This is a genomic window from Streptomyces sp. NBC_00669 (assembly GCF_036226785.1).
Lineage (GTDB): Bacteria > Actinomycetota > Actinomycetes > Streptomycetales > Streptomycetaceae > Actinacidiphila.
Genome location: NZ_CP109018.1, coordinates 6,368,298 through 6,387,664, shown reverse-complemented (window position 1 = coordinate 6,387,664; position 19,367 = coordinate 6,368,298). Strand labels below are relative to the sequence as shown.

Sequence of the window (19,367 nt, the reverse complement as noted above, 5' to 3'; positions counted from 1 at the left end):
GGGCCGTCACCCCGGGTGGCGCGCCTGCCAGCCCGCCCATGCCGAACCCACCATCTCCCGGACGTCGTACTGTGCGCGCCAGTCCAGCTCCTTGGCGATCGCCTCGGCCGAGGCGATGACACGGGCCGGGTCACCCGGGCGGCGCGGGCCGACTTCGGGCACGAGATCAGTGTGACCGGTCACCTCGCCGATCACCGTGACCATCTCGGCCACCGAGACGCCGAGGCCGGTGCCGATGTTCAGCACCAGGGCGGTGTCCGGGTCGGCGGTGAGCCGGCGGGCGGCGGCCAGGTGCGCGGAGGCGATGTCCTGGACGTGGATGTAGTCGCGCACGCAGGTGCCGTCCGGCGTCGGGTAGTCGTCGCCGAAGATCAGCGGCGGCGCTCCCGCGGCGAGCCGCTGGAAGACCATCGGGACGAGGTTGGACACGCCGGTGTCGGCGAGTTCCGGGGTGGCCGCGCCCGCGACGTTGAAGTAGCGCAGCGAGACGGTGGCCATGCCGTACGCCCGGCCGGCCGCCGCGACCAGCCACTCGCCGGCGAGCTTGGTCTGGCCGTACGGGCTCATCGGCGCGCAGGGGGTCTGCTCGGTGACGAGGTCGACGTCGGTCGGGCCGTAGACGGCCGCGGAGGAGGAGAAGACGAAGCGGCGCACCCCGGCGGCCGCGGCCGCGTCGAGGACGGTGCGCAGTCCTTCGATGTTCTCCCGGTAGTAGTACAGCGGGCGTTCGACGGACTCGGCGACCTGCTTCCGGCCGGCGATGTGCACGATCCCGTCGACGGCGTACTCGCGCAGCACGCGCGCCAGCACCTCCGCGTCGAGCACCGAGCCGCGCTCCAGCACGATGCCGGCCGGCAGCCGGGCCGGGTCGCCGCTGCTCAGGTCGTCCAGGACCACGAGGCTCTCGCCGGCGGCGGTCAACTCCCTGACGACGTGGGACCCGATGTATCCGGCTCCGCCGGTGATCAACCACATCGTCCCACCCTAACAGCGGGGGCGGCGGGGCCCGATGACCGCTTCCGGAGGCCGCCCGGCCGTCACCCGAGGTACAGGAGATCTTCACCGGATTCACAGAAAAGCCTTGCGCTTCGAGCACATATCCGCATAGGACAGAGAGTCGGAGCACCCCGGGGGGGACATCGGCGGTCGAGGCGACCTGCGCGCTCTGCGCGGTCATGCCTGCGACACGTGGCCCGGCGCTGTGGTGCCCGCACACCATTTCTCGACGAAGGAACACACACGTGTCCAACACCATTCGCCGCAAGGGCCGCCGTACGGTCGCCTGCGCGGTGCTCGGCTGCGCGGGGCTGCTGGCCACCGGCGCGCTGAGCGGCACCGCGGCCGCTGACGCGCCCGGTGCCCCCGGCCCGGTCAAGCGGCCGGCCGTCACGGCCAAGACCTCGCAGGTCTCGCTGCCGGCCCGCTCGTCGAAGAAGCTGCGCGGCAAGACCGCGAAGATCGCCACCTCCGCCGCGACCACGCACCCGTCCGACTTCGACGGTGACGGCGCGGACGACCTGGTCTACCGGTACAGCAACGGCGACATCGTCATCGACCTGCTCAACGGCGCCTCCAACCGCCTCACCACGGTGATCGAGGGCGACACCTCGCAGGTGAAGGACCTGCTGACGCCGGGCGACCTGAACGGCGACGGCAAGCCCGACCTGCTGACGCTGACCGCCAGCGGCTCGCTGCGCCTGCACAGCGGCGCGAACGGGCTGCAGACCGACGGCTTCCAGTCGTACACCACCGTCGGCACCGGCTGGCAGCAGTACAACAAGCTGTTCGCGCCCGGCGACCTCAACGGCGACGGCAAGCCCGACCTGCTCGCGCGCAGCTCGGCCGGACTGTTCTTCTACCCGGGCACCGGCTCGGGCTCGGCGCCCTTCGGCGCCCGGGTCCAGGTCGGCGGCGCGGGCTGGAACCAGTTCAACCAGCTCGTCGGCGTGGGCGACTTCAACAGCGACGGCATCGGCGACATCGTCGTCCGCAACTCCAGCGGGCTGTGGCTGTACACCGGCAGCGGCAAGGCGGCCACCCCGTTCGCGGCGAAGACCCAGATCGGCGGCACCGGCTGGAACCAGTACAACCAGATCCTCGGTGGCGGTGACTACGACGGCAACGGCACCCAGGACCTGCTGGCCCGCGGCTACGACGGCACCCTCTACCTGTACGACGGCAACGGCAACGGCACGTTCGACCCCACGCGCATGAAGGTCGGCACGGGCTGGGGCTGGGAGCGGCAGTTCGCGGGCGCGGGCGCCAACCCGTTCTTCGGCAAGGACGGCATCTACGCCAACACCTCCAACGGCACCCTGTACTACTACGACGCCACCGGCACCGGGAACCTCGACACGAAGTACGAGGCCGGCACCGGCTTCGACCGCAGCGCGATCCGGCTCTACGAGGTCTCCTCGCTGACCGACTCCGGGTTCTCGGACCTGATCGGCAAGGGCCTGTACGACGGCCACCTGTACAACCTGGCGAACTACGCCATCGACGACGACATGCTCGCCGCCGGTTCGACGTCGTACAACCTGGTGGTCGGCCCCGGTGACCTCAACGGCGACGGCAAGGGCGACCTGCTCGCCCGCAACTCGTCGGCGCTGTACTACTACGGCGGCAACGGCAACGGCCTGTCGATGAAGGGCCGCGTGCAGATCGGCGGCAGCGGCTGGAACCAGTACAACCAGATCGTCGGCACCGGCGACCTGACCGGTGACGGCAAGGCGGACATCGTCGCTCGCTCGTCGGCCGGGCTGTTCCTGTACGCCGGCACCGGCAACGCGTCCTCACCCTTCGGGGCGAAGAAGAAGATCGGCGGTACCGGCTGGAGCCAGTACAACAAGCTGATCGCGCCCGGCGACATGAACGGCGACGGGGTGGCGGACCTGCTGGCCCGCAGCTCGAAGGGCCTGTACTTCTACGCGGGCACCGGAACCGGCACCTTCAAGGCGCGGGTCCAGATCGGCGGCGCCGGCTGGAGCCAGTACGCCGACCTGGGCTGATCCGAGCAACCAGCGGCTCACCTGAGGGGCGCCGGCACCGCTTCACGCGGTGCCGGCGCCCCTTGCCGTTCCCGCCCGGCCCCGCGCCCACCCCGCCCGTCCCGCCGACGTCCCACCTGAACGGACGCCGACGTCGAAGTGACACCAGTCACAATCCGCGGTGTACGTACATCCTTTCGCCCGCTGAATCGTCTTACCGCAGAGCGCCACGTACCCCCTGAGGCACGCCCGCGCTCTGTTCGGCGACCCCTCACGGCCGCCGTAGGATTCCACGGACATACCAGCGGCCTGAACGAGAGCTGCGAAAGGCGAGGCGGAAACAAGGATGTCGGTCAAGGTCAGCGTCATCGTTCCGGTCTACAACCCCGGGAAATACATAGAGCCCTGCATCGCGTCGCTGTTGGGACAGACGCTGCCGGCGGACGAACTGGAACTCCTTTTCGTCAATGACGGCTCCACCGACGACACCCCCGCGAGACTGGACCGGCTCGCCGCCGAACACCCGCAGGTGCGGGTGATCCACATCCCGAACTCCGGCTGGCCGGGCAAGCCGCGCAACATCGGCGTCGAACAGGCGCGCGGCGAGTACGTGCACTTCGTCGACCAGGACGACTACATGGCGCCCGACGCGCTGCGCCGGCTGTACGACATGGGCCACCGCAACGGCTCGGACATCGTCTTCGGCAAGGTCGCGAGCAACTTCCGCGGCGTCCCGCACGGCGTCTTCCGGGTCAACCGCGAGAAGTGCACGATCCACGACGCACCGCTGGTGGACAGCCTCACGCCGCACAAGATGTTCCGCACCCAGTTCCTGCGGGACAACAAGATCGCCTATCCCGAGGGCAAGCGGCGGCTGGAGGACCAGCTGTACATGATGGAGACCTACTTCCCGGCGAAGGTCGTCTCCATCCTCGGCGACTACACCTGCTACCACTACTCCAAGCGCGACGACGGCAAGAACGCCGGCTCGGCGAAGATCGTGCCGTCCGGTTACTACGGCAACCTGCGCGAAGTGCTCGACGTGGTGGTCGCCAACACCGAGCCCGGCACCTTCCGGGACGACCTGCTGCGGCGCTTCTACCGGGTCGAGATGCTCGGCCGGCTCAGCGAGCCGTCGGTGCTGAAGTACACCCCCGAGTACCGCGACGAGATGATCGACGCCGTCAACGACGTGGCCGGCGACTTCGTCAACGACGGGGTGCACGACGGGCTCGGCGCCATCATGCGGCTGCGCTCCACCCTGCTGCGCCGCGACCGGCGCGAGCAGCTGGTCGTGGTCGCCCGCCGGGCCTCCTCGGTCAAGGGCGCCGCCCGGCTGGAGGACTTCCGCTGGGTCGACGGCCGGATCGCCATCACCGTCACCGCCCGCCTGGTGTGGGGCGACGACAAGAAGCCGCTGTCGCTGCTGCGCCGCGGCGACCGCTACTACCTGCACCCCGACTTCCACCAGGACCTGCTGGAGGACGGCGAGCTGATCGACGTCACCGACGAGATCGACGGCTACCGCGCGGAGGTCAGCATCCGCGACCGGGAGACCGCGGTGGAGTGGGCCTGCCCGGCGGAGTTCGAGACCGCGGTGGAGGACCTGCCGGCCGTCGCGGGCGGCCCGGAGGGCGTGCTCTGCGAGGTGGTGCTGCACGGCACCGGCTACCTCGACCCCAAGGCGGTCAAGGGCCGCGACGCGCTCACCCGCGGCATGTGGGACGTGTGGGTGCCGGTGCGCGGCCTCGGCCTGGTCCGCAAGGCCCGGCTCGGCGCCGACCGGGCGCCGGGTGTGGACGACGCGTGCCTGCCCGCCCTGCTCGGCGAGCCCGCCCAGCTCACGGTGCCGTACTTCACCGACCCGCACGGCAACCTGACGCTGGACGTGGCGCGGCGCGGCAAGAAGCTCGGCGACGCGCTGGCCGGCCACGAGGTGCTGCGGATGCCCGGCGACCAGCTGGAACTGGAGCTGGCCGCGGTCTCGCACACGGGCACCGCCACGGCCCGGGCCTGGCTGGTGCTGCGCGGCACCGGTCCGGACGCGGCCTTCGCGGGGCTGCCGGCCGTGCTGGAGCCGGTGGGCGGCCGGGTGCACCTGCGGCCGGCCGACGTCAAGGAGGGCGCCACTCCGTTCACCGGGCTGCGGCCGGGCACCTGGCAGCTGTCGGCCCGGCTGGACGGCGCCGCCTCCGGACCCGAGCTGAAGATCGGGCAGGTGCGGGTCGACGACCGCGGCCGGCTGCACCCGGTCGAGGGTCTGGCTACGGTGGACCCGGCGACCGCCCGTGAGGCCCAGGCCCAGCGGCGCCGGTCGGCCAAGCGCAGCATGCTGAAGCGGATCGGCGGCCCGGTGATGCAGCGGCTCAACCCCGGCTCCCGCAAGAAGCTCCGGCGGATGGCCGCGCGCTTCGGCGCCTAGGTTCGGAGCCCAGGCTCCGGCGCCCAGGCTCCGGCGCCTGGCTTCTGCCTGGGTTCGGGGCGGGACGGCCGCACGGCACGCAGCACCACTCGAACGGGGTCCCGCGCACATCGGCGGGACCCCGTACTCCTCGCGGGTGTTCCTGCCGCCGGCCGGCCACCGCTTCGCCCGCCTCCCTTCCCGTCGCCCTCTCCCCCACCCGTCACCAACCCCCAAGGACGTGATCCGCATGCGGCAGCTCGACATCGCCGGCGCCTTCGTACACGAGCCCAAGATCTTCCCGGACAGCCGGGGGAGCTTCCACGAGTGGTTCCGCGCCGCGGACTTCGAGGAGTCCGTGGGCCACCGGCTGGACCTGGTGCAGGCCAACTGCTCGGTGTCCAGCCGCGGCACCCTGCGCGGGGTGCACTTCGCGGACGTGCCGCCGAGCCAGGCGAAGTACGTCAAGTGCGTGCGCGGCGCGGTGCTCGACGTGATCGTGGACATCCGGGTCGGCTCGCCCACCTTCGGCCAGTGGGAGGGTGTGCGGCTGGACGACGACCAGCACCACGCGGTGTACCTCTCCGAGGGCCTGGGGCACGCCTTCATGGCCCTCACCGACGACGCCACGGTGGTCTACCTCTGCTCGGCCGGGTACTCCCCCGGGCGCGAGCACGGCATCAACCCGCTCGACCCGGAACTGGGCATCGCCTGGCCCTCGGACGTCGAGCCGCTGCTGTCGGAGAAGGACGCCCAGGCGCCCACCCTCGCCGAGGCCCGCGCGCAGGGGCTGCTGCCCTCGTACGAGGACTGCCTGCGGTTCGACGCGGAACTGCGGGCCGGCGGCCCTGCGGGCTCCTGAAACCTCTGAGGTCTCTGAGGATTCGACAAACTTCCGCTGAACGATGTCGGTCCGGCGGAGCAAGCGCTAGCGTCGCTCCATCACTCCCGCCGTCTTTCGCATCGAGGGGTTGTTCAGTGCACCGTCACGAGTTCCTGCGCAGGCTGCACAAGGTCTACAAGCCGCGCAACTATCTGGAGATCGGCGTCAACGACGGGAAGAGCCTGGCGCTGTCCCGGGTACCGTCCGTCGCGATCGACCCGGCCTTCAAGCTCACCCAGTCCATCAGTTGCGACGTACACCTGGTGCGGGCCACGAGTGACGCGTTCTTCAACCGCAAGGACCCGCTGCTGCACCTGCGCCCGGGACGCAACCCGTTCCGGGCGCTGGGCCGGCGCGACCCGCTCGCCCTGGTCGGCGACCCCGTGCTGGAGCTGTCCTTCATCGACGGCATGCACATCTTCGAGTACGCGCTGCGCGACTTCATGAACGTCGAGAAGCACTCCCGCTGGTCCAGCGTGATCGTCTTCGACGACATGCTGCCGCGCAACGTGGACGAGGCCGCCCGCGACCGCCACACCAAGGACTGGGCCGGCGACGTCTTCAAGGTCGCCCAGGTGCTGCGCCGCTACCGCCCCGACCTGACCGTGGTGGACGTCGACACCGTGAAGACCGGCGTGACCGCGATCTTCGGCGCCGACCCGACCAACACGGTGCTCCGCGACAACTACGACAAGATCATCGCGGAGTACGCCACCGAGGACCCGCAGGACATCCCGGAGGAGCTGCTGCTCCGCAAGAACGCGGTCAACGCCGAGACGCTGCTGCGGGCCCCCTTCTGGCCCGCGCTCGCCCGGGCCCGCAACCTGCGCCGCGGCCGCTCGTCCTTCGGCGCGATCCGCCGGCAGATCGAGTCCGTGAGCTGACCGCTGGTCTCAGGTCCGGCGCCCCGTCGCCGGCGCCGTGTCCTGGCTGCCCTCGGTGGGCGACCCGGTCGTGGTGTCCGGCGGGGCCGCCGACCGGGCGGCGCGCTCCCACGGCAGCGTTCGGCGGCCGGCCAGCGCGAGCACCGGCACCGTGAGCATGCCCACGAAGAGCGCGGCGCACATGTAGCGCCACAGCGGTGACGGGTTCGCCGCGAGCACCGTGACCTGGAGGCCGGCCGGCAGCACCGCGAGCGCCAGCAGCTCGTACCTGCGGCGGCGCACCGCGACCAGGGCGACCACCAGGTAGCCCAGGTAGGTCCAGTTCACCCCGCGCCACAGCACCGGTGCCTTCCTCGGTGTCTGCGTCCACTCGTAGGCCCTGGTGGCCAGGTGGTCGAGCTTGTACGACAGCGGGGCGTCGGAGAGCGACGCGTGGTACGGCAGCTGCTGGACCGAGTCCAGGCCGAAGCTGGACCAGGTGCGCAGCACGTGGTGGTTGGACGCCGCGTACTTGCCGGTGTGGCCGTTGAACGCCCAGGCGATGTCGGCACGGCACAGCCGGGCGTCGATGATCAGCGTCGGGTGGTGTTCGAGGATGCGCCCCCACAGGGCGAGCAGTTGCCCGTTCTCCTTGCCGGCCTTGATCCGGTTCATCGGCTTGTGCATGATCGGGTCGGCCACATGGCAGTCGCCGCCCGGCCCGCTCCAGTGCGACAGCGGCGCGAGGCCGCGCATCAGCCGCAGGTCGGAGGCGGTGAAGATGTCGGGGCGCTTGGCGTAGGCGACGCCGATGTCGGCGTAGTTGAAGGCGTACACCTCGTCGGGGCGCGGCTTCTGGACGCCGAGCGCCGGGTAGAGGAAGTTGTTCATCGCCAGCGTCAGCACCAGCGGGACCCCGATCGCGGCGGCGATCCAGCGGCGCATGCCCGGCAGCAGCAGCACCAGCAGCACCACGGCGGCGATGAGCACCGGGAAGCCGTTGTTGCGGAACAGGCCGATGCCCAGGCAGCCCAGGGCCAGCGTCAGCAGCTGGCGGCGGAAGGACCGGTCGCGTACGGCGTGCTCGCGGCGCAGCCGGCGGGCGGTGAGCTGGACCACCGCGCCGAAGGCGACCAGGGTGGCGATGGTGTAGGCGACGTCCTTCCAGACGAACACCGTGAACGAGGCGGTCATCGGCGCCGCGGCGACGACCACGGCGGCGGCCGCGCTCCACCGCCCGCGCACCCCGAGGTCGCGCAGCGCCACGCAGACGTAGGCGAGCGCGGCGGCCATGCAGACGGTCTGGACGAAGGTCAGGGCCGCGATGCCGCCGGTGACCTGGAGCGAGATCCACAGCAGCGCGTCGTAGGCGACCGAGTGGTCCGAGCGCCAGTGGGAGGTGCTGACCTCGTAGATGTAGGTGAGGGTGTCGCCGCTGATCCGGCCCGGGTAGAAGGCGGCCCACCAGCCCAGCAGCAGCAGCTGGCAGGCGGCGTACACCGCGAGCGGCAGCCGCCAGCGGGCGGGCAGGCGAGCGGGCAGGCGGGAGGGCGACCAGCGGCCGGGCCCGGCCGGGGAGAGCGCGGAGGCGCCCGGCGGCGGGCCTGCCGGGGTGCCCCCGGCTGCCTTCCCCGGGGCCTTCACCAGGTCGGGCGGCGCGGTGTCCGCGGAGGTGTCCAGATGGGCGTCGGCGCGGGCGTCGGCGCGGGCGTTCGCGGGAGCGTTCGCGGGGGCGCCGAACCGGCCGCCGCCCGGGGAGTTCGGGGCGCTCATCGGGCCGCCGCCGGGGCGGCCGGGCGCGGCACCCGGGCGAAGGCGTGCCCGGTCAGCTCGCGGGCCGTGTCCAGCCGGCGCCGGCGCAGCGCGCCCGGCACCATCAGCAGCGCGTGCAGCCGGGTGGACAGGTGGCGGCGGGCGGTACGGGCGGCGCGGTGCCAGCCGAGCGCGTCGAAGTCGGCGGCGAGTTCGAGCAGCAGCCGGCGGGTCTCCTCGAAGCGGGAGCCGCTGACCGCCTGCGCGGAGGACTCGCTGCCGACGTGCCGCCGGTAGTCGAAGCAGATCTCCGGGTCGGTGACCAGCTCCTCGCCGCGCAGCAGCAGCTCCACGGTGAGCGCGAGGTCCTGCACGACCGTCAGGTCGGTGCGGAAGCCGACCTCCTTGAGCAGGTCGGAGCGCCAGCACATGGCCGGGAAGTAGAGCCAGTTGCCGCGCAGCAGGCTGACCGCGAGCTCTTCCCCGCCGAGCCGTGCGCGCCGCTCGGGCGCCGTCGAGTACAGCCGCCGCTTGACGGTGTCGACCAGCGTGTGCACGGGGCGGCCCTCGCCGTCGATCACCCGGACCCCCGGCTGGTACATCGCGGCGCCCGGCAGGTCGGCCCGGGCGGCCCGTACGGTGGCGACGTAGCCGGGACGCATCAGGTCGTCGCAGCCCATCAGCACCGTGTAGGGGTAGTCGGCCAGCTCGACGCAGCGGCGGAAGTTGCCGGTGACGCCGAGGTTCTGCTCGTTGCGGAAGTACCGCACCCGGTGGTCGTCCAGGCCGGCGAACCACTCCGGCACGCCGGGCCGGGTGTCGTCGTCCACGACGGTCAGCCGCCAGTCGGGGTCGGTCTGCGCGAGGACGCTGCGCACGGCGTCGCGCATCAGCGCGGGGTCGCCGTAGTACGGAAGCATGATGTCGAGCGTGTCGGTCACTGGGAGCGTTCGCCTTCCACGGCGGCCAGCGGCCGCTCGGGTTCCGGGCGGTGGGCCGTGCGCAGGGCCGCGTCACGGGCGAGTTCGGTCAGCCGGCGTTCCATGGCGCGAAACCGCAGGTAGGTGTTGAGCGCCAGCGCGGTCACGCCGACCACCAGCAGGTACAGCACCAGGTCGGTGCCGCGGCCGACACCGAGCAGGTGGGCGGCCTTCGTGGTGTCGCCGGGCCGCAGTACCGCGTAGGCGTTGAGGAAGCAGAAGGCGAGGAAGGCGATCCGCTTCCACGCCCGGGTCCGGGTGGTGTTCCAGCTGCGCATGAACACCGCGAGCAGGACCACCACCGCGGACAGCAGGACGATCTGGATGAGCACCGGTCAGCCCTTCTCGCGGTTCAGGGACAGGTCGAAGAGGATGTTCACTCCGTTGAGCAGCGACTGGCCCTTGGCCCGCGAGTAGTCGGTGTAGCGGATCGACACCGGGGACTCCACGACGCTCAGGTCGGAGCGGGCGAGGAAGCCGGTGATCTCCGAGGCGTGCGCCATGCCGTTCATCGTGATGTTGACCCGGGCGGCGGCGGTGCGGTTGAACAGCCGCAGCCCGTTGTGCGCGTCGGAGAGCTTCAGGCGGCGCGCGGTGGGGCTCACCGCCGCCGCCGTACGCAGCACCAGGCGCTTGGCCCAGGGGACTTCGACGCGCTCGCCGCCGGGCCGCAGGAAGCGGGAGCCGAGCACCACGTCGGCGCCCCGGGCCCGGGCCACCGCCAGCATGGTGATGACGTCCTCGACGCGGTGCTGGCCGTCGGCGTCGAAGGTGACGAAGCGTTCGGCACCGGGCTGGGACAGTGCGTAGTGCAGCCCGGTCTGGATCGCCGCGCCCTGCCCGAGGTTGACGGGGTGTTGGACGAGGTGGGCGCCGGTACGGGCGACCTCGTCCTGGGAGCCGTCGACACTGCCGTCGTCGACGCACACCACGTTGGGGAAGGTACGCAGCGCCTCTGTCACCACTCCGGCCACGACCGGGGCTTCGTTGTAGACCGGGATGATCAGCCAGACATCACCGAAGGTGCGCTTACTGGCAAGGCGCGGCGCGCCGGAAATCACCATGGGAAGCGCACCCTTTCGTCAATTATTCAACCGATTGTGGACGCTCCGCGGGGTCCCGGAAATTGGTCCCCTGTATCGCATCCGTCCACCCAGCTTGACGGTCGAAGTGACGCATAGGTTGCATCCGAATGGCATAAGTCACCCGGATGGAGAGCAGGATCGCGGTGATTGCCGCGCCGACCGCATAAGCGATCTCGACCCGGTCACGGATAGGCAACGGACTGAACGTCACCGCGAGCAGCGCGGCCGTGCCGACCGCCCAGGAAACCAGTTGCCGGCCGTGGCCGCCGGTGGTCTGCAACGCCTGGCCGAGCACCGAGGCGAGCATGTAGCAGAGCGTGCCGGCCGACAGCCAGGCGAAGTCCGTCCAGCCGAGCAGATCGGGCGAACCGAACAGCCGTGGCACCAGCCACGGGCCCAGCGCCACCGCCACCACCCCGCCCGTGCCGCCCAGCAGGCCGGTGAACGCGGCCGTACGCAGCAGCAGTTGGCGGTAGGCCGCACGGTCGCCGGCCGCGACGGCCTCGGACAGCCCGCGCAGCAGCGACGCCTGGAGCGAGCCGAAGACGAACAGCGGCACCCGGGCCAGCACCACCGCGGACAGCAGCGCGGTGATGAACGCGGTGTCGTCGGGTGCCAGCAGCTTCACGCTGATCACCGAGATGTTGACGAGCAGTTGGGCGAGCAGCGTGGAGGGGATCAGCGCGAGCAGGCCGGACCACAGCGCACGCCACGGCAGTGGCGGCGACGTCCGGAGCGCCGTCGCCCCGCCCGTCCGGGCGGCCCCGCCCGCCGTCTCACCGGCAGAAGCGGCACCAGTGGCCCCGCCTGCGACGGCGCCGGCCGCGACGCCGGCGGCGGCAGCGGCGACATCCGCGCCGGCCACGGGCTTCACCGCGCTCACGCCCTCCGCGCCGTACCGCGCCGCGCGCAGCACCCACGGCAGCGTGGCCGCCACCGACAGCAGTGTCGGCACCGTCAGCACCGCGGCGAACAGCAGCGGCGAGTGCGTCCCGGCCGCCGCCAGCAGCACCGAGAACACCACCCGCAGCGCGCCGTCCAGCGCCAACTGCGTGCCGTACACCCGGAATCGGCCGGTGCCGGCCAGCATGCCGCGGGTCACGTACGCCACCGACAGCGCCCCGAACGCCGCGCACAGCGCGCCGACCAGGGAGAGGTTGCCGTCGAAGAGCCGGTTCGCGACCGGGTGCGCGAGGACCGCCACCGGCACGCACACCGCGGCCAGCAGCCCCAGCGAGGTGGCCAGGCCGCGGCGCAGCACCGGACCGGTGCCCTCTCCCGCCACCACCCGGGCCGCGACCAGCCGGGTCATCTCCTGCTCGATCGGGAAGAAGAGCCCGAGGCCGACCGAGAAGACCAGCGTCCACAGCACCGACACGCCCGCCATCCGGTCGGACGGCAGCGTGCGGCCGGCGGCCGCGAGCTGGATGTAGCTGGCCAGTCCCAGGACCGCGGTGCCGGCCCCCACCAGCGCGGTGCCCGGCGGCAGCACCGCCAGCGCCCGCCGGCCCAGCCGCCGCGCCCGCCCGCCGGCCGCGCCGGCCGGGGCCTCAGCCACGTTCGGCTGCCACCAGGGCGGGGAACGCCTCGGCCAGCGCCGACCGCCAGTCGCGGATCGGTTCGATGCCGGCCGACTGCCACCGGTCGTGGCCGAGCACGCTGTACGCCGGGCGCGGCGCGGGGCGCGCGAACGCCGCGCTGGTGGTGGGCCGGACCCGCTCGGGGTCCGCGCCCAGCAGCCGGAAGATCTCCTGGGTGAAGCCGAACCAGGTCGTCTCGCCCGCGCTGGTGCCGTGGTAGACGCCGGCCGGCGCGTCGCCGGCGAGCGCGGCGGTGCCGAGCCGGACCAGATGGTCGGCCAGGTCCGCGGTCCAGGTGGGCTGCCCGCGCTGGTCGTCCACCACGTCGAGGGTGTCCTTGACGCCCTCCAGCCGGATCATCGTGCGGACGAAGTTGCCGCGGGCCGCGCCGTACAGCCACGCGGTGCGCACCACGTAGCCGGCGTCGGGCAGGGTGTCGAGCACCGCCCGCTCGCCGGCCAGCTTGGTGCGCCCGTAGGCGCCGCGCGGACCGGTGGCGGCGTCCTCGGCGTACGGCTGGTCCGCGTCCCCGGCGAAGACGTAGTCGGTGGAGACGTGGATCAGCTTCGCGCCGGACTTGGCGCACGCCTCGGCGAGGTGCCGGGGCCCGTCGCCGTTGATCCGCGCGGCGTCGGCCTCGCGGCTCTCCGCGTCGTCGACCCCGGTCCAGGCCGCGCAGTTGACGACCAGGACGGGCTGGTGCTCGGCGATCGCGGTGGCGACCGCCTCCGGGTCGGTAATGTCCAGGGCGGTGCTGCCCATGGCCACCACCGCGGTGTCCGGCTCGGTCCGCAGCCGGACCAGCAGGTCCTGGCCCAGCATCCCGGCGGCGCCGGTCACCAGCCAGGTCGCGTTCGGCGGTTTCACAGTGTGGCGCGCTCCTTCAGCGGCTCCCACCAGGCCCGGTTCTCCCGGTACCAGGCGACGGTCTCGGCCAGGCCGGTCGCGAAGTCCTTGCGCGGCACGTAACCCAGCTCGGTACGGATCTTGGTGCAGTCCACCGAGTAGCGACGGTCGTGGCCCTTGCGGTCCTCGACGTACTCCACGGAGTCCCAGCCGGCCCCGCACGCTTCGAGCAGCAGGCCGGTGAGCTCCTTGTTGGACAGCTCGGTGCCGCCTCCGATGTTGTAGACCTCTCCCGGGCGGCCGAGGTTCCGTACCAGGTCGATTCCCTGCACATGGTCGTCGATGTGCAGCCAGTCCCGGACGTTGCCGCCGTCGCCGTAGAGCGGGACCTTGCCGCCGTCCAGCAGGTTGGTGATGAACAGCGGGATGACCTTCTCCGGGAAGTGGTGGTGCCCGTAGTTGTTGGAGCAGCGGGTCACCCGCACGTCCAGGCCGTGGGTGCGGTGGTAGGCGAGCGCGATCAGGTCGCTGGACGCCTTGGCCGCGGAGTACGGCGAGTTCGGCTGGAGCGGGTCGGTCTCGGGCCAGGAGCCCTCGGCGATCGAGCCGTACACCTCGTCGGTGGAGATGTGCACGAACGTCCGCAGGTTGTTGCGGAGCGCCGCGTCCAGCAGGGTCTGGGTGCCGGCCACGTTGGTGGTGATGAACTCGGTGGCGCCCAGGATCGAGCGGTCGACGTGCGACTCGGCGGCGAAGTGCACCACCTGGTCGTGCTCGGCGACCAGCTTGTCGACGAGCTCGGCGTCGCAGATGTCGCCCTGCACGAAGCGGAAGCCGGGGTGCGCGCGGACCTCGTCGAGGTTCGCCGGGTTGCCCGCGTAGGTCAGCTTGTCCAGGACGGTGATCGCCACGTCCCCGGGCCCGGTCGGGCCGAGCAGCGTACGGACGTAGTGGGAGCCGATGAAGCCGGCCCCGCCGGTCACCAGTATGCGGTCGGTCATGACGAGATCTGCACCTTGCTGTGATCGCCGAGCACCAGGCGGTGCGCGGCAGGGTTTCGGGGGGCCGGGGTCACTTCGACGTTGCGCCCTATGAGCGACGCCTCGACCCGGCGCACGCCGGTGAGCGAGGAGTCGCGCAGCAGGATCGAGTACTCGATCTCGCTGTCCTCGATCCGGCAGTTCTCCGAGACGGAGGTGTACGGGCCGACGTATGCGTCGCTGATCACCGAGTTGCGGCCGATGATCGCCGGACCGACGATCCGGCTGCCGGCCACCTTCGCGCCGGCCTCGATCCGGACCCGGCCGATGATCTCGCTCTCCGCGTCGACCTCGCCGAGCACCTCGGGTTCGAGGGTGTCCAGCACCGACCGGTTGACCTCCAGCATGTCGGTGACGTTGCCGGTGTCCTTCCAGTAGCCGGAGATCGTGGTGGAGCGCACGTCGCGCTGCTCGTCGATCAGCCACTGGATGGCGTGGGTGATCTCCAACTCACCGCGCCAGGACGGCTTGATGGCGCGCACCGCCTCGTGGACGGCCGGGGTGAAGAGGTAGACGCCGACCAGCGCCAGGTCGCTCTTGGGCTGCTTCGGCTTCTCCTCCAGGTTCTTCACCCGCCCCTGCGCGTCGAGTTCGGCGACGCCGAAGGAGGTCGGGTTCGGCACCTTCGTGAGCAGGATCTGCGCGTCCGGGCGCTCCGCCCGGAACTCCTCGACGAGGCCGCTGATGCCGCCGACGATGAAGTTGTCGCCGAGGTACATCACGAAGTCGTCCTCGCCGAGGAACTCGCGCGCGATCAGCACCGCGTGCGCCAGCCCGAGCGGCGCGTCCTGCGGGATGTACGTGACCGCGATACCGAGGGCGGAGCCGTCGCCGACCGCCTCCTTGATCTCCTCGGCGGTGTCGCCGACGATGATGCCCACCTCGGTGATCCCGGCTTCGGCGATGGCTTCCAGGCCGTAGAACAGCACCGGCTTGTTGGCGACCGGTACCAGCTGTTTGGCCGAGGTGTGAGTGATCGGCCTGAGGCGGGTGCCCGCCCCGCCGGAGAGCACAAGTGCTTTCACGTTACGTCCCATGCAGATGGATTCAGGGGGCGGTCACTGCGGGTCGCGACCCGCGCCCCCGGCTGCGAGCATACCCGGACGTCACCCCGCGTTTCGCTCCTGGACATCCGACGCCAACTCCTCGTCGGCGCGCCGTTGCGGAGTGGTTCGTTCCATTTCGGCCCTGGCCTGGGCGGTCGGACCGTCCAGCGGATCGACATCACCCGTCTGGCCCAGAGCGGCCTGCTGGACGAGCCGGACCTCGGCCTTGTGTGCGAGGTCGCGCACCGCCTGCGAGAACCGCTCGATGGAGGTCGGGTGGTCCGGGCCGAGCAGGTACTGCTTGATCTCCTTGCGCGACCCGGCCAGCGGGTCGAGCTCGGGGGTGACCACGGCCGTGACCAGCTCGCCGACCCGGCTCGCCGAGTTGTCCAGGATGAGCGCGGCGCGGGCGGCGGTGTTCTGCCGCTTGAACTCCTCCTCGCCCAGTTCGGCCGAATCGGTGATGGCGTACGGCTTGCCGGTCGCCACGAAGTCCGAGACCACGCTGGAGATGTCGGAGACCATCGCGTCGGACTCGTTGAAGCACTCGTACAGGTGAGGCATCGGGCCGGTGACGACCTTGTGCTCCCAGGCGCTCAGCGACTTCCAGTACGCGGCGTTCCACCGGGCGCGCAACTCGGCGAGCCGCGCCGTGAGCTGCGGGTCGGCGATCGAGTCGCGGGACATGATCGCCATGTCTCCCTCCGCGGAGGTCGCCTCGGCCACCAGCGAATCCAACTCGGTCTCTATCGACGCCAGTTCGGCGCGGGCCGTGGCCTGCGCCGCCTTGCCCTCGGCGATCCGCGCGGACCACGCCGGGTCGGCGGCCCGCTGGGCGTTCGCCTTCGCCAGCACCGCGACCACCTTGTCGTGGGCCCGCTTCGCCTTCGGGTTCACGGTGCCGGTGAACGGGTGCGGCTTGTACAGCACCCGGACCGGGGTGGCGGACGCGACCAGGCCGCGCACGATGTTCACGCCGGCCAGCATCAGCGAGGTGTTGCCGGGCTCGTCGGTCCAGCCCTCCCAGGTCGGCGCGTACAGCACGGTCGGGATGCCGGTCGCGGCCGAGCCGTCCCAGGCGGTGATCCCGGCGAGCTGCGGGCGGCCCACCTCGACCACGTCCTCGTCACGCACCCCGACGTCGGCGAGCGCGTACCGGTCCCGGCCCGCCTTGCCGGCCGACCACACCTCGTCGTACGCCTTGCTGAACGGGTTGATGCTGGCGACCTTGTCGCTGTCGCCGTGGCCGACGAAGACGTGCTTCATGCTCGGCACCCGCAGCAGGTGGATGTTCTTGCCGACGTTCGCCGGGTACAGCGCGACCCGCACGGTCGACAGGTCCATGTTCATCAGGTGCACCGCGCCCGGCACGCACAGCACCGGCACCGCGGTGTCGGCGAGCTGGAGCAGGATCGCCCGCTCGCGCAGGATCACCAGCGGCCGCTCCCCCGGCATGTCCGCCATCGTGTCCAGCCACATGTTGACCTGGTACGCGGAGTCCGGCGAGCCGGAGAAGTACAGCACGGTGCTCGGCCGGTACGCCCGCAGCCAGGTGTCCATGAACGCCAGCGCGTCGTCGGTCTTCGCCGGCAGCCGGCGGCGGGTGAGGTACGGCGCCAGGGCCAGCGTGTACACGATGCCCAGGCCCAGCGTCAGCGCGGCACCGAGGTAGACGAACGCGATGTGCCCGGCCTTCGCGTACAGCAGGAGGCCGATCACCGCGAACAGGTCCAGGTGCAGCATCTTCTCGGCCGCGCGCGAGGTCAGCAGGCCCGACGGCGCGTTGGTGATGCGCATCCCGCTCAGGTCGATGTTGCGGGTGCCGAACGGCAGCTTGCGGCGGTTGCGGATCAGCGTGATCAGGGCCGCGTGCGGGGCCTGCATGCCGTAGAAGACCAGGAAGCAGACGATGGCCGCGGAGAACGCCCGGTTGTTGGCGAGGTTCATCTGCGCCATCAGCAGCACCAGCGTCAGCTCACGCAGCAGGAAGCGCAGCGACAGCCCGGCCCGGGCCTTGCCCAGCCGGTTGATCAGGTACGAGCGGCGCTGGTGCAGGAACCAGTCCGTCACGTAGCTGACCGCGCCGGCGGCCACGAAGAACCACAGGCTCGGCAGCAGCGCGGCGATCACCAGGCACGGGTAGCTGAGGAGCATGAGCAGCGCGGCGGCGAGTTCGCCGCCGGACGCCACACGGGCCATGCGAATGGCTTTTGAGATCACGGGGTGACTGCTCCAGTGCGATGTCGAATGAGACGTCGAATGAGGATACGGAGATCGGGTGAGGCGGAGTGGCGGTGCGGGAAGGGGCGGGCCGGCCGGCGCCGCGCTCCCTCATCAACGGACGAAGTCCCTGGGCGCACCGTGTCACGCGGGCCCAAGGACTGTCGATCCGTTCCGGTAAGGATTACTGCTCGTCCTCCCCCTGGGCGAGAACGTGTGCCAGCGCGCGCTCGATCCCGGAGGCGCCGGACAGGCCCTGCATCGGGTCCTGCTGGCGGACGTCGATCACATGGCCGGTGAGGGTGGAGAGCAGGACGTCGAGCGAGGTGCGGGCGACCGCCTCCGAGGAGAGCAGCGAGCCGGCCGGCTCCTGGCCGAACGCCTTGGTGCGCATCGGCGTCGCGGTGCGCTCGGGGTTGACGCAGTTGACCCGGATGCCGTCGCCGGCCCACTCGTCGGCGAGCGCCTGGGTGAGGTTCACCATCGCGGCCTTGGTCGACGAGTACAGGCTGTACTCGGCCCGTCCCCGGGTGTAGCTGCTGGAGGTGTAGAGCAGCAGCTGGCCGCGGGTCTCGGCGAGGTACTTGTGGGAGGCGCGGGCGATCTGCACCGGGGCGAGGTAGTTGACCCGCAGCGCCTCTTCGATGGTCGCGTTGTCGGTCTCGGCGAGCTTGCCGATCCGCAGCACGCCCGCGGTGTTCACCACGTAGTCGACCCGGCCGGTCTCCGCGTAGGCCCGCGAAAGCGCGTCGTCGACGTGCTCGGGGTCCTCGACGTGGGTGCCGGTGGTCGAGCGGCCCAGCGCGAAGACCTTCGCGCCGTATCCCTCGGCCATCGCCGCGATGTCGGCGCCGATGCCGTAGGAGCCGCCGAAGACCACCAGGGTCTTGTCGGCGAGCAGCTCGCGGTACGCCGCCTCGTCGGACTGGCCGGGGGCGGCGGTGGAGGCGAGCTGGAAGAGCTTGTCGGCGATGAAGACGTCCACCGGGGTGGTCACCTTCATGTTGTGCTCGTCGCCGGGGACCACGTAGATCGGCACGTCGGGCAGGTACTTCAGCACCACCGAACAGTCGTCGGTGGCCTGGAAGTTGGGGTCGCCGCCGGCGACCTCGTAGGCCCGGCGGATGGTGGACAGCCGGAACGCCTGCGGGGTCTGGCCGCGGCGCAGCCGGGAGCGGTCCGGCACCTCGGTGATGAACTCGCCGTCGCCGCCGTGGGTGCGGGTGACGATGATGGTGTCCGCGGACGGGATCGCCACGTCCACCGCTTCGTACCGCTCCAGCGCGGCCACGCAGTCGGCGATCACGCGCTGCGAGATCAGCGGGCGCACGGCGTCGTGGAAGAGCACGTTGCGGTCCTGGCCGGGCTCGAGCTCCTCGCTCAGCGCGGCGATGGCCCGCTCGGTGGTCTCGTTGCGCGTCGTGCCGCCCTCGATCACCCGGCTGACCTTCTTCAGACCGGCCTTCGTGACGATCTTCTCGACGTCCGGGACATAGCCCGGCGCCATCAGCACGATGATGTCGTCGATCGCGTCCGACTGCTCGAAGATGGCGAGCGTGTGCTCGATCACCGCTTTACCGGCGATCTTCAGCAGCTGCTTGGGAATCGACAGGCCGACCCGCTGCCCCGTGCCACCGGCAAGGATGACAGCGGTGGTACGGGAGTGGGCAAGGTGCAGGGACAC

Annotated in this window: 15 protein-coding genes; 4 read left to right on the top strand and 11 right to left on the bottom strand. The window is 71.2% G+C overall.

Going from position 1 to position 19,367, the window contains the following annotated elements:
* Nucleotides 1-6 precede the first annotated feature (6 nt).
* Entirely contained in the window at nt 7-975 is a 969-nt protein-coding gene (galE, locus tag OG896_RS26990; RefSeq protein WP_329369459.1) for a UDP-glucose 4-epimerase GalE, read from the bottom strand.
* A 266-nt stretch (nt 976-1,241) separates the two neighbouring features.
* On the opposite strand from galE, the gene OG896_RS26985 reads away from it, so the two are divergent.
* From OG896_RS26985 to OG896_RS26970, 4 genes are all read left to right on the top strand, one after another.
* On the top strand, nt 1,242-3,008 hold the full coding sequence (locus tag OG896_RS26985; protein WP_329369458.1) for an FG-GAP repeat domain-containing protein: 1,767 nt from the start codon (nt 1,242-1,244) through the stop codon (nt 3,006-3,008).
* A 325-nt stretch (nt 3,009-3,333) separates the two neighbouring features.
* On the top strand, nt 3,334-5,409 hold the full coding sequence (locus OG896_RS26980) for a glycosyltransferase family 2 protein (RefSeq protein WP_329369456.1): 2,076 nt from the start codon (nt 3,334-3,336) through the stop codon (nt 5,407-5,409).
* A 229-nt stretch (nt 5,410-5,638) separates the two neighbouring features.
* Nucleotides 5,639-6,250 carry a dTDP-4-dehydrorhamnose 3,5-epimerase gene (gene rfbC, locus OG896_RS26975; RefSeq protein WP_328464098.1) on the top strand — a complete coding sequence of 204 codons (612 nt, stop codon included), beginning with the start codon at nt 5,639-5,641 and terminating at the stop codon, nt 6,248-6,250.
* A gap of 116 nt (nt 6,251-6,366) precedes the next feature.
* Nucleotides 6,367-7,155 carry a class I SAM-dependent methyltransferase gene (locus OG896_RS26970; protein WP_328464100.1) on the top strand — a complete coding sequence of 263 codons (789 nt, stop codon included), beginning with the start codon at nt 6,367-6,369 and terminating at the stop codon, nt 7,153-7,155.
* Nucleotides 7,156-7,164: 9 nt separating this feature from the next.
* On the opposite strand, the gene OG896_RS26965 is transcribed toward OG896_RS26970, so the two are convergent.
* The 10 genes from OG896_RS26965 to OG896_RS26920 all read right to left on the bottom strand — a co-directional run bounded on the left by OG896_RS26965 (nt 7,165) and on the right by OG896_RS26920 (nt 19,367).
* The gene (locus OG896_RS26965) at nt 7,165-8,907 is read right to left on the bottom strand and encodes a DUF6020 family protein (protein WP_329369453.1); all 1,743 of its coding nucleotides are present in this window, start codon (nt 8,905-8,907) and stop codon (nt 7,165-7,167) included.
* Nucleotides 8,904-9,827, bottom strand: coding sequence for a glycosyltransferase family 2 protein (locus OG896_RS26960; RefSeq protein ID WP_329369451.1), 924 nt, complete (start codon nt 9,825-9,827; stop codon nt 8,904-8,906). The genes OG896_RS26965 and OG896_RS26960 overlap by 4 nt, the downstream gene beginning before the upstream one ends.
* Nucleotides 9,824-10,198 carry a DUF2304 domain-containing protein gene (locus tag OG896_RS26955; RefSeq protein WP_328464106.1) on the bottom strand — a complete coding sequence of 125 codons (375 nt, stop codon included), beginning with the start codon at nt 10,196-10,198 and terminating at the stop codon, nt 9,824-9,826. Before OG896_RS26955 ends, OG896_RS26960 begins: the two co-directional genes overlap by 4 nt.
* 3 nt (nt 10,199-10,201) lie before the next feature.
* Nucleotides 10,202-10,930, bottom strand: coding sequence for a glycosyltransferase family 2 protein (locus tag OG896_RS26950; RefSeq protein WP_329369448.1), 729 nt, complete (start codon nt 10,928-10,930; stop codon nt 10,202-10,204).
* Between the two features lie 22 nt (nt 10,931-10,952).
* On the bottom strand, nt 10,953-12,509 hold the full coding sequence (locus tag OG896_RS26945) for a lipopolysaccharide biosynthesis protein (protein WP_329369446.1): 1,557 nt from the start codon (nt 12,507-12,509) through the stop codon (nt 10,953-10,955).
* On the bottom strand, nt 12,502-13,398 hold the full coding sequence (gene rfbD / locus OG896_RS26940; RefSeq protein WP_329369445.1) for a dTDP-4-dehydrorhamnose reductase: 897 nt from the start codon (nt 13,396-13,398) through the stop codon (nt 12,502-12,504). The genes OG896_RS26945 and rfbD overlap by 8 nt, the downstream gene beginning before the upstream one ends.
* A complete protein-coding gene (gene rfbB, locus OG896_RS26935; protein WP_329369443.1) occupies nt 13,395-14,378 on the bottom strand; it encodes a dTDP-glucose 4,6-dehydratase in 984 nt (327 codons plus the stop codon). The genes rfbD and rfbB overlap by 4 nt, the downstream gene beginning before the upstream one ends.
* Nucleotides 14,375-15,442 (bottom strand): glucose-1-phosphate thymidylyltransferase, encoded by a 1,068-nt coding sequence (locus OG896_RS26930; protein WP_329369441.1) that lies wholly within the window; start codon nt 15,440-15,442, stop codon nt 14,375-14,377. Before OG896_RS26930 ends, rfbB begins: the two co-directional genes overlap by 4 nt.
* Before the next feature lie 81 nt (nt 15,443-15,523).
* Nucleotides 15,524-17,662 (bottom strand): hypothetical protein, encoded by a 2,139-nt coding sequence (locus OG896_RS26925; RefSeq protein WP_329369440.1) that lies wholly within the window; start codon nt 17,660-17,662, stop codon nt 15,524-15,526.
* A gap of 205 nt (nt 17,663-17,867) precedes the next feature.
* Entirely contained in the window at nt 17,868-19,367 is a 1,500-nt protein-coding gene (locus tag OG896_RS26920) for a bifunctional cytidylyltransferase/SDR family oxidoreductase (RefSeq protein ID WP_329369438.1), read from the bottom strand.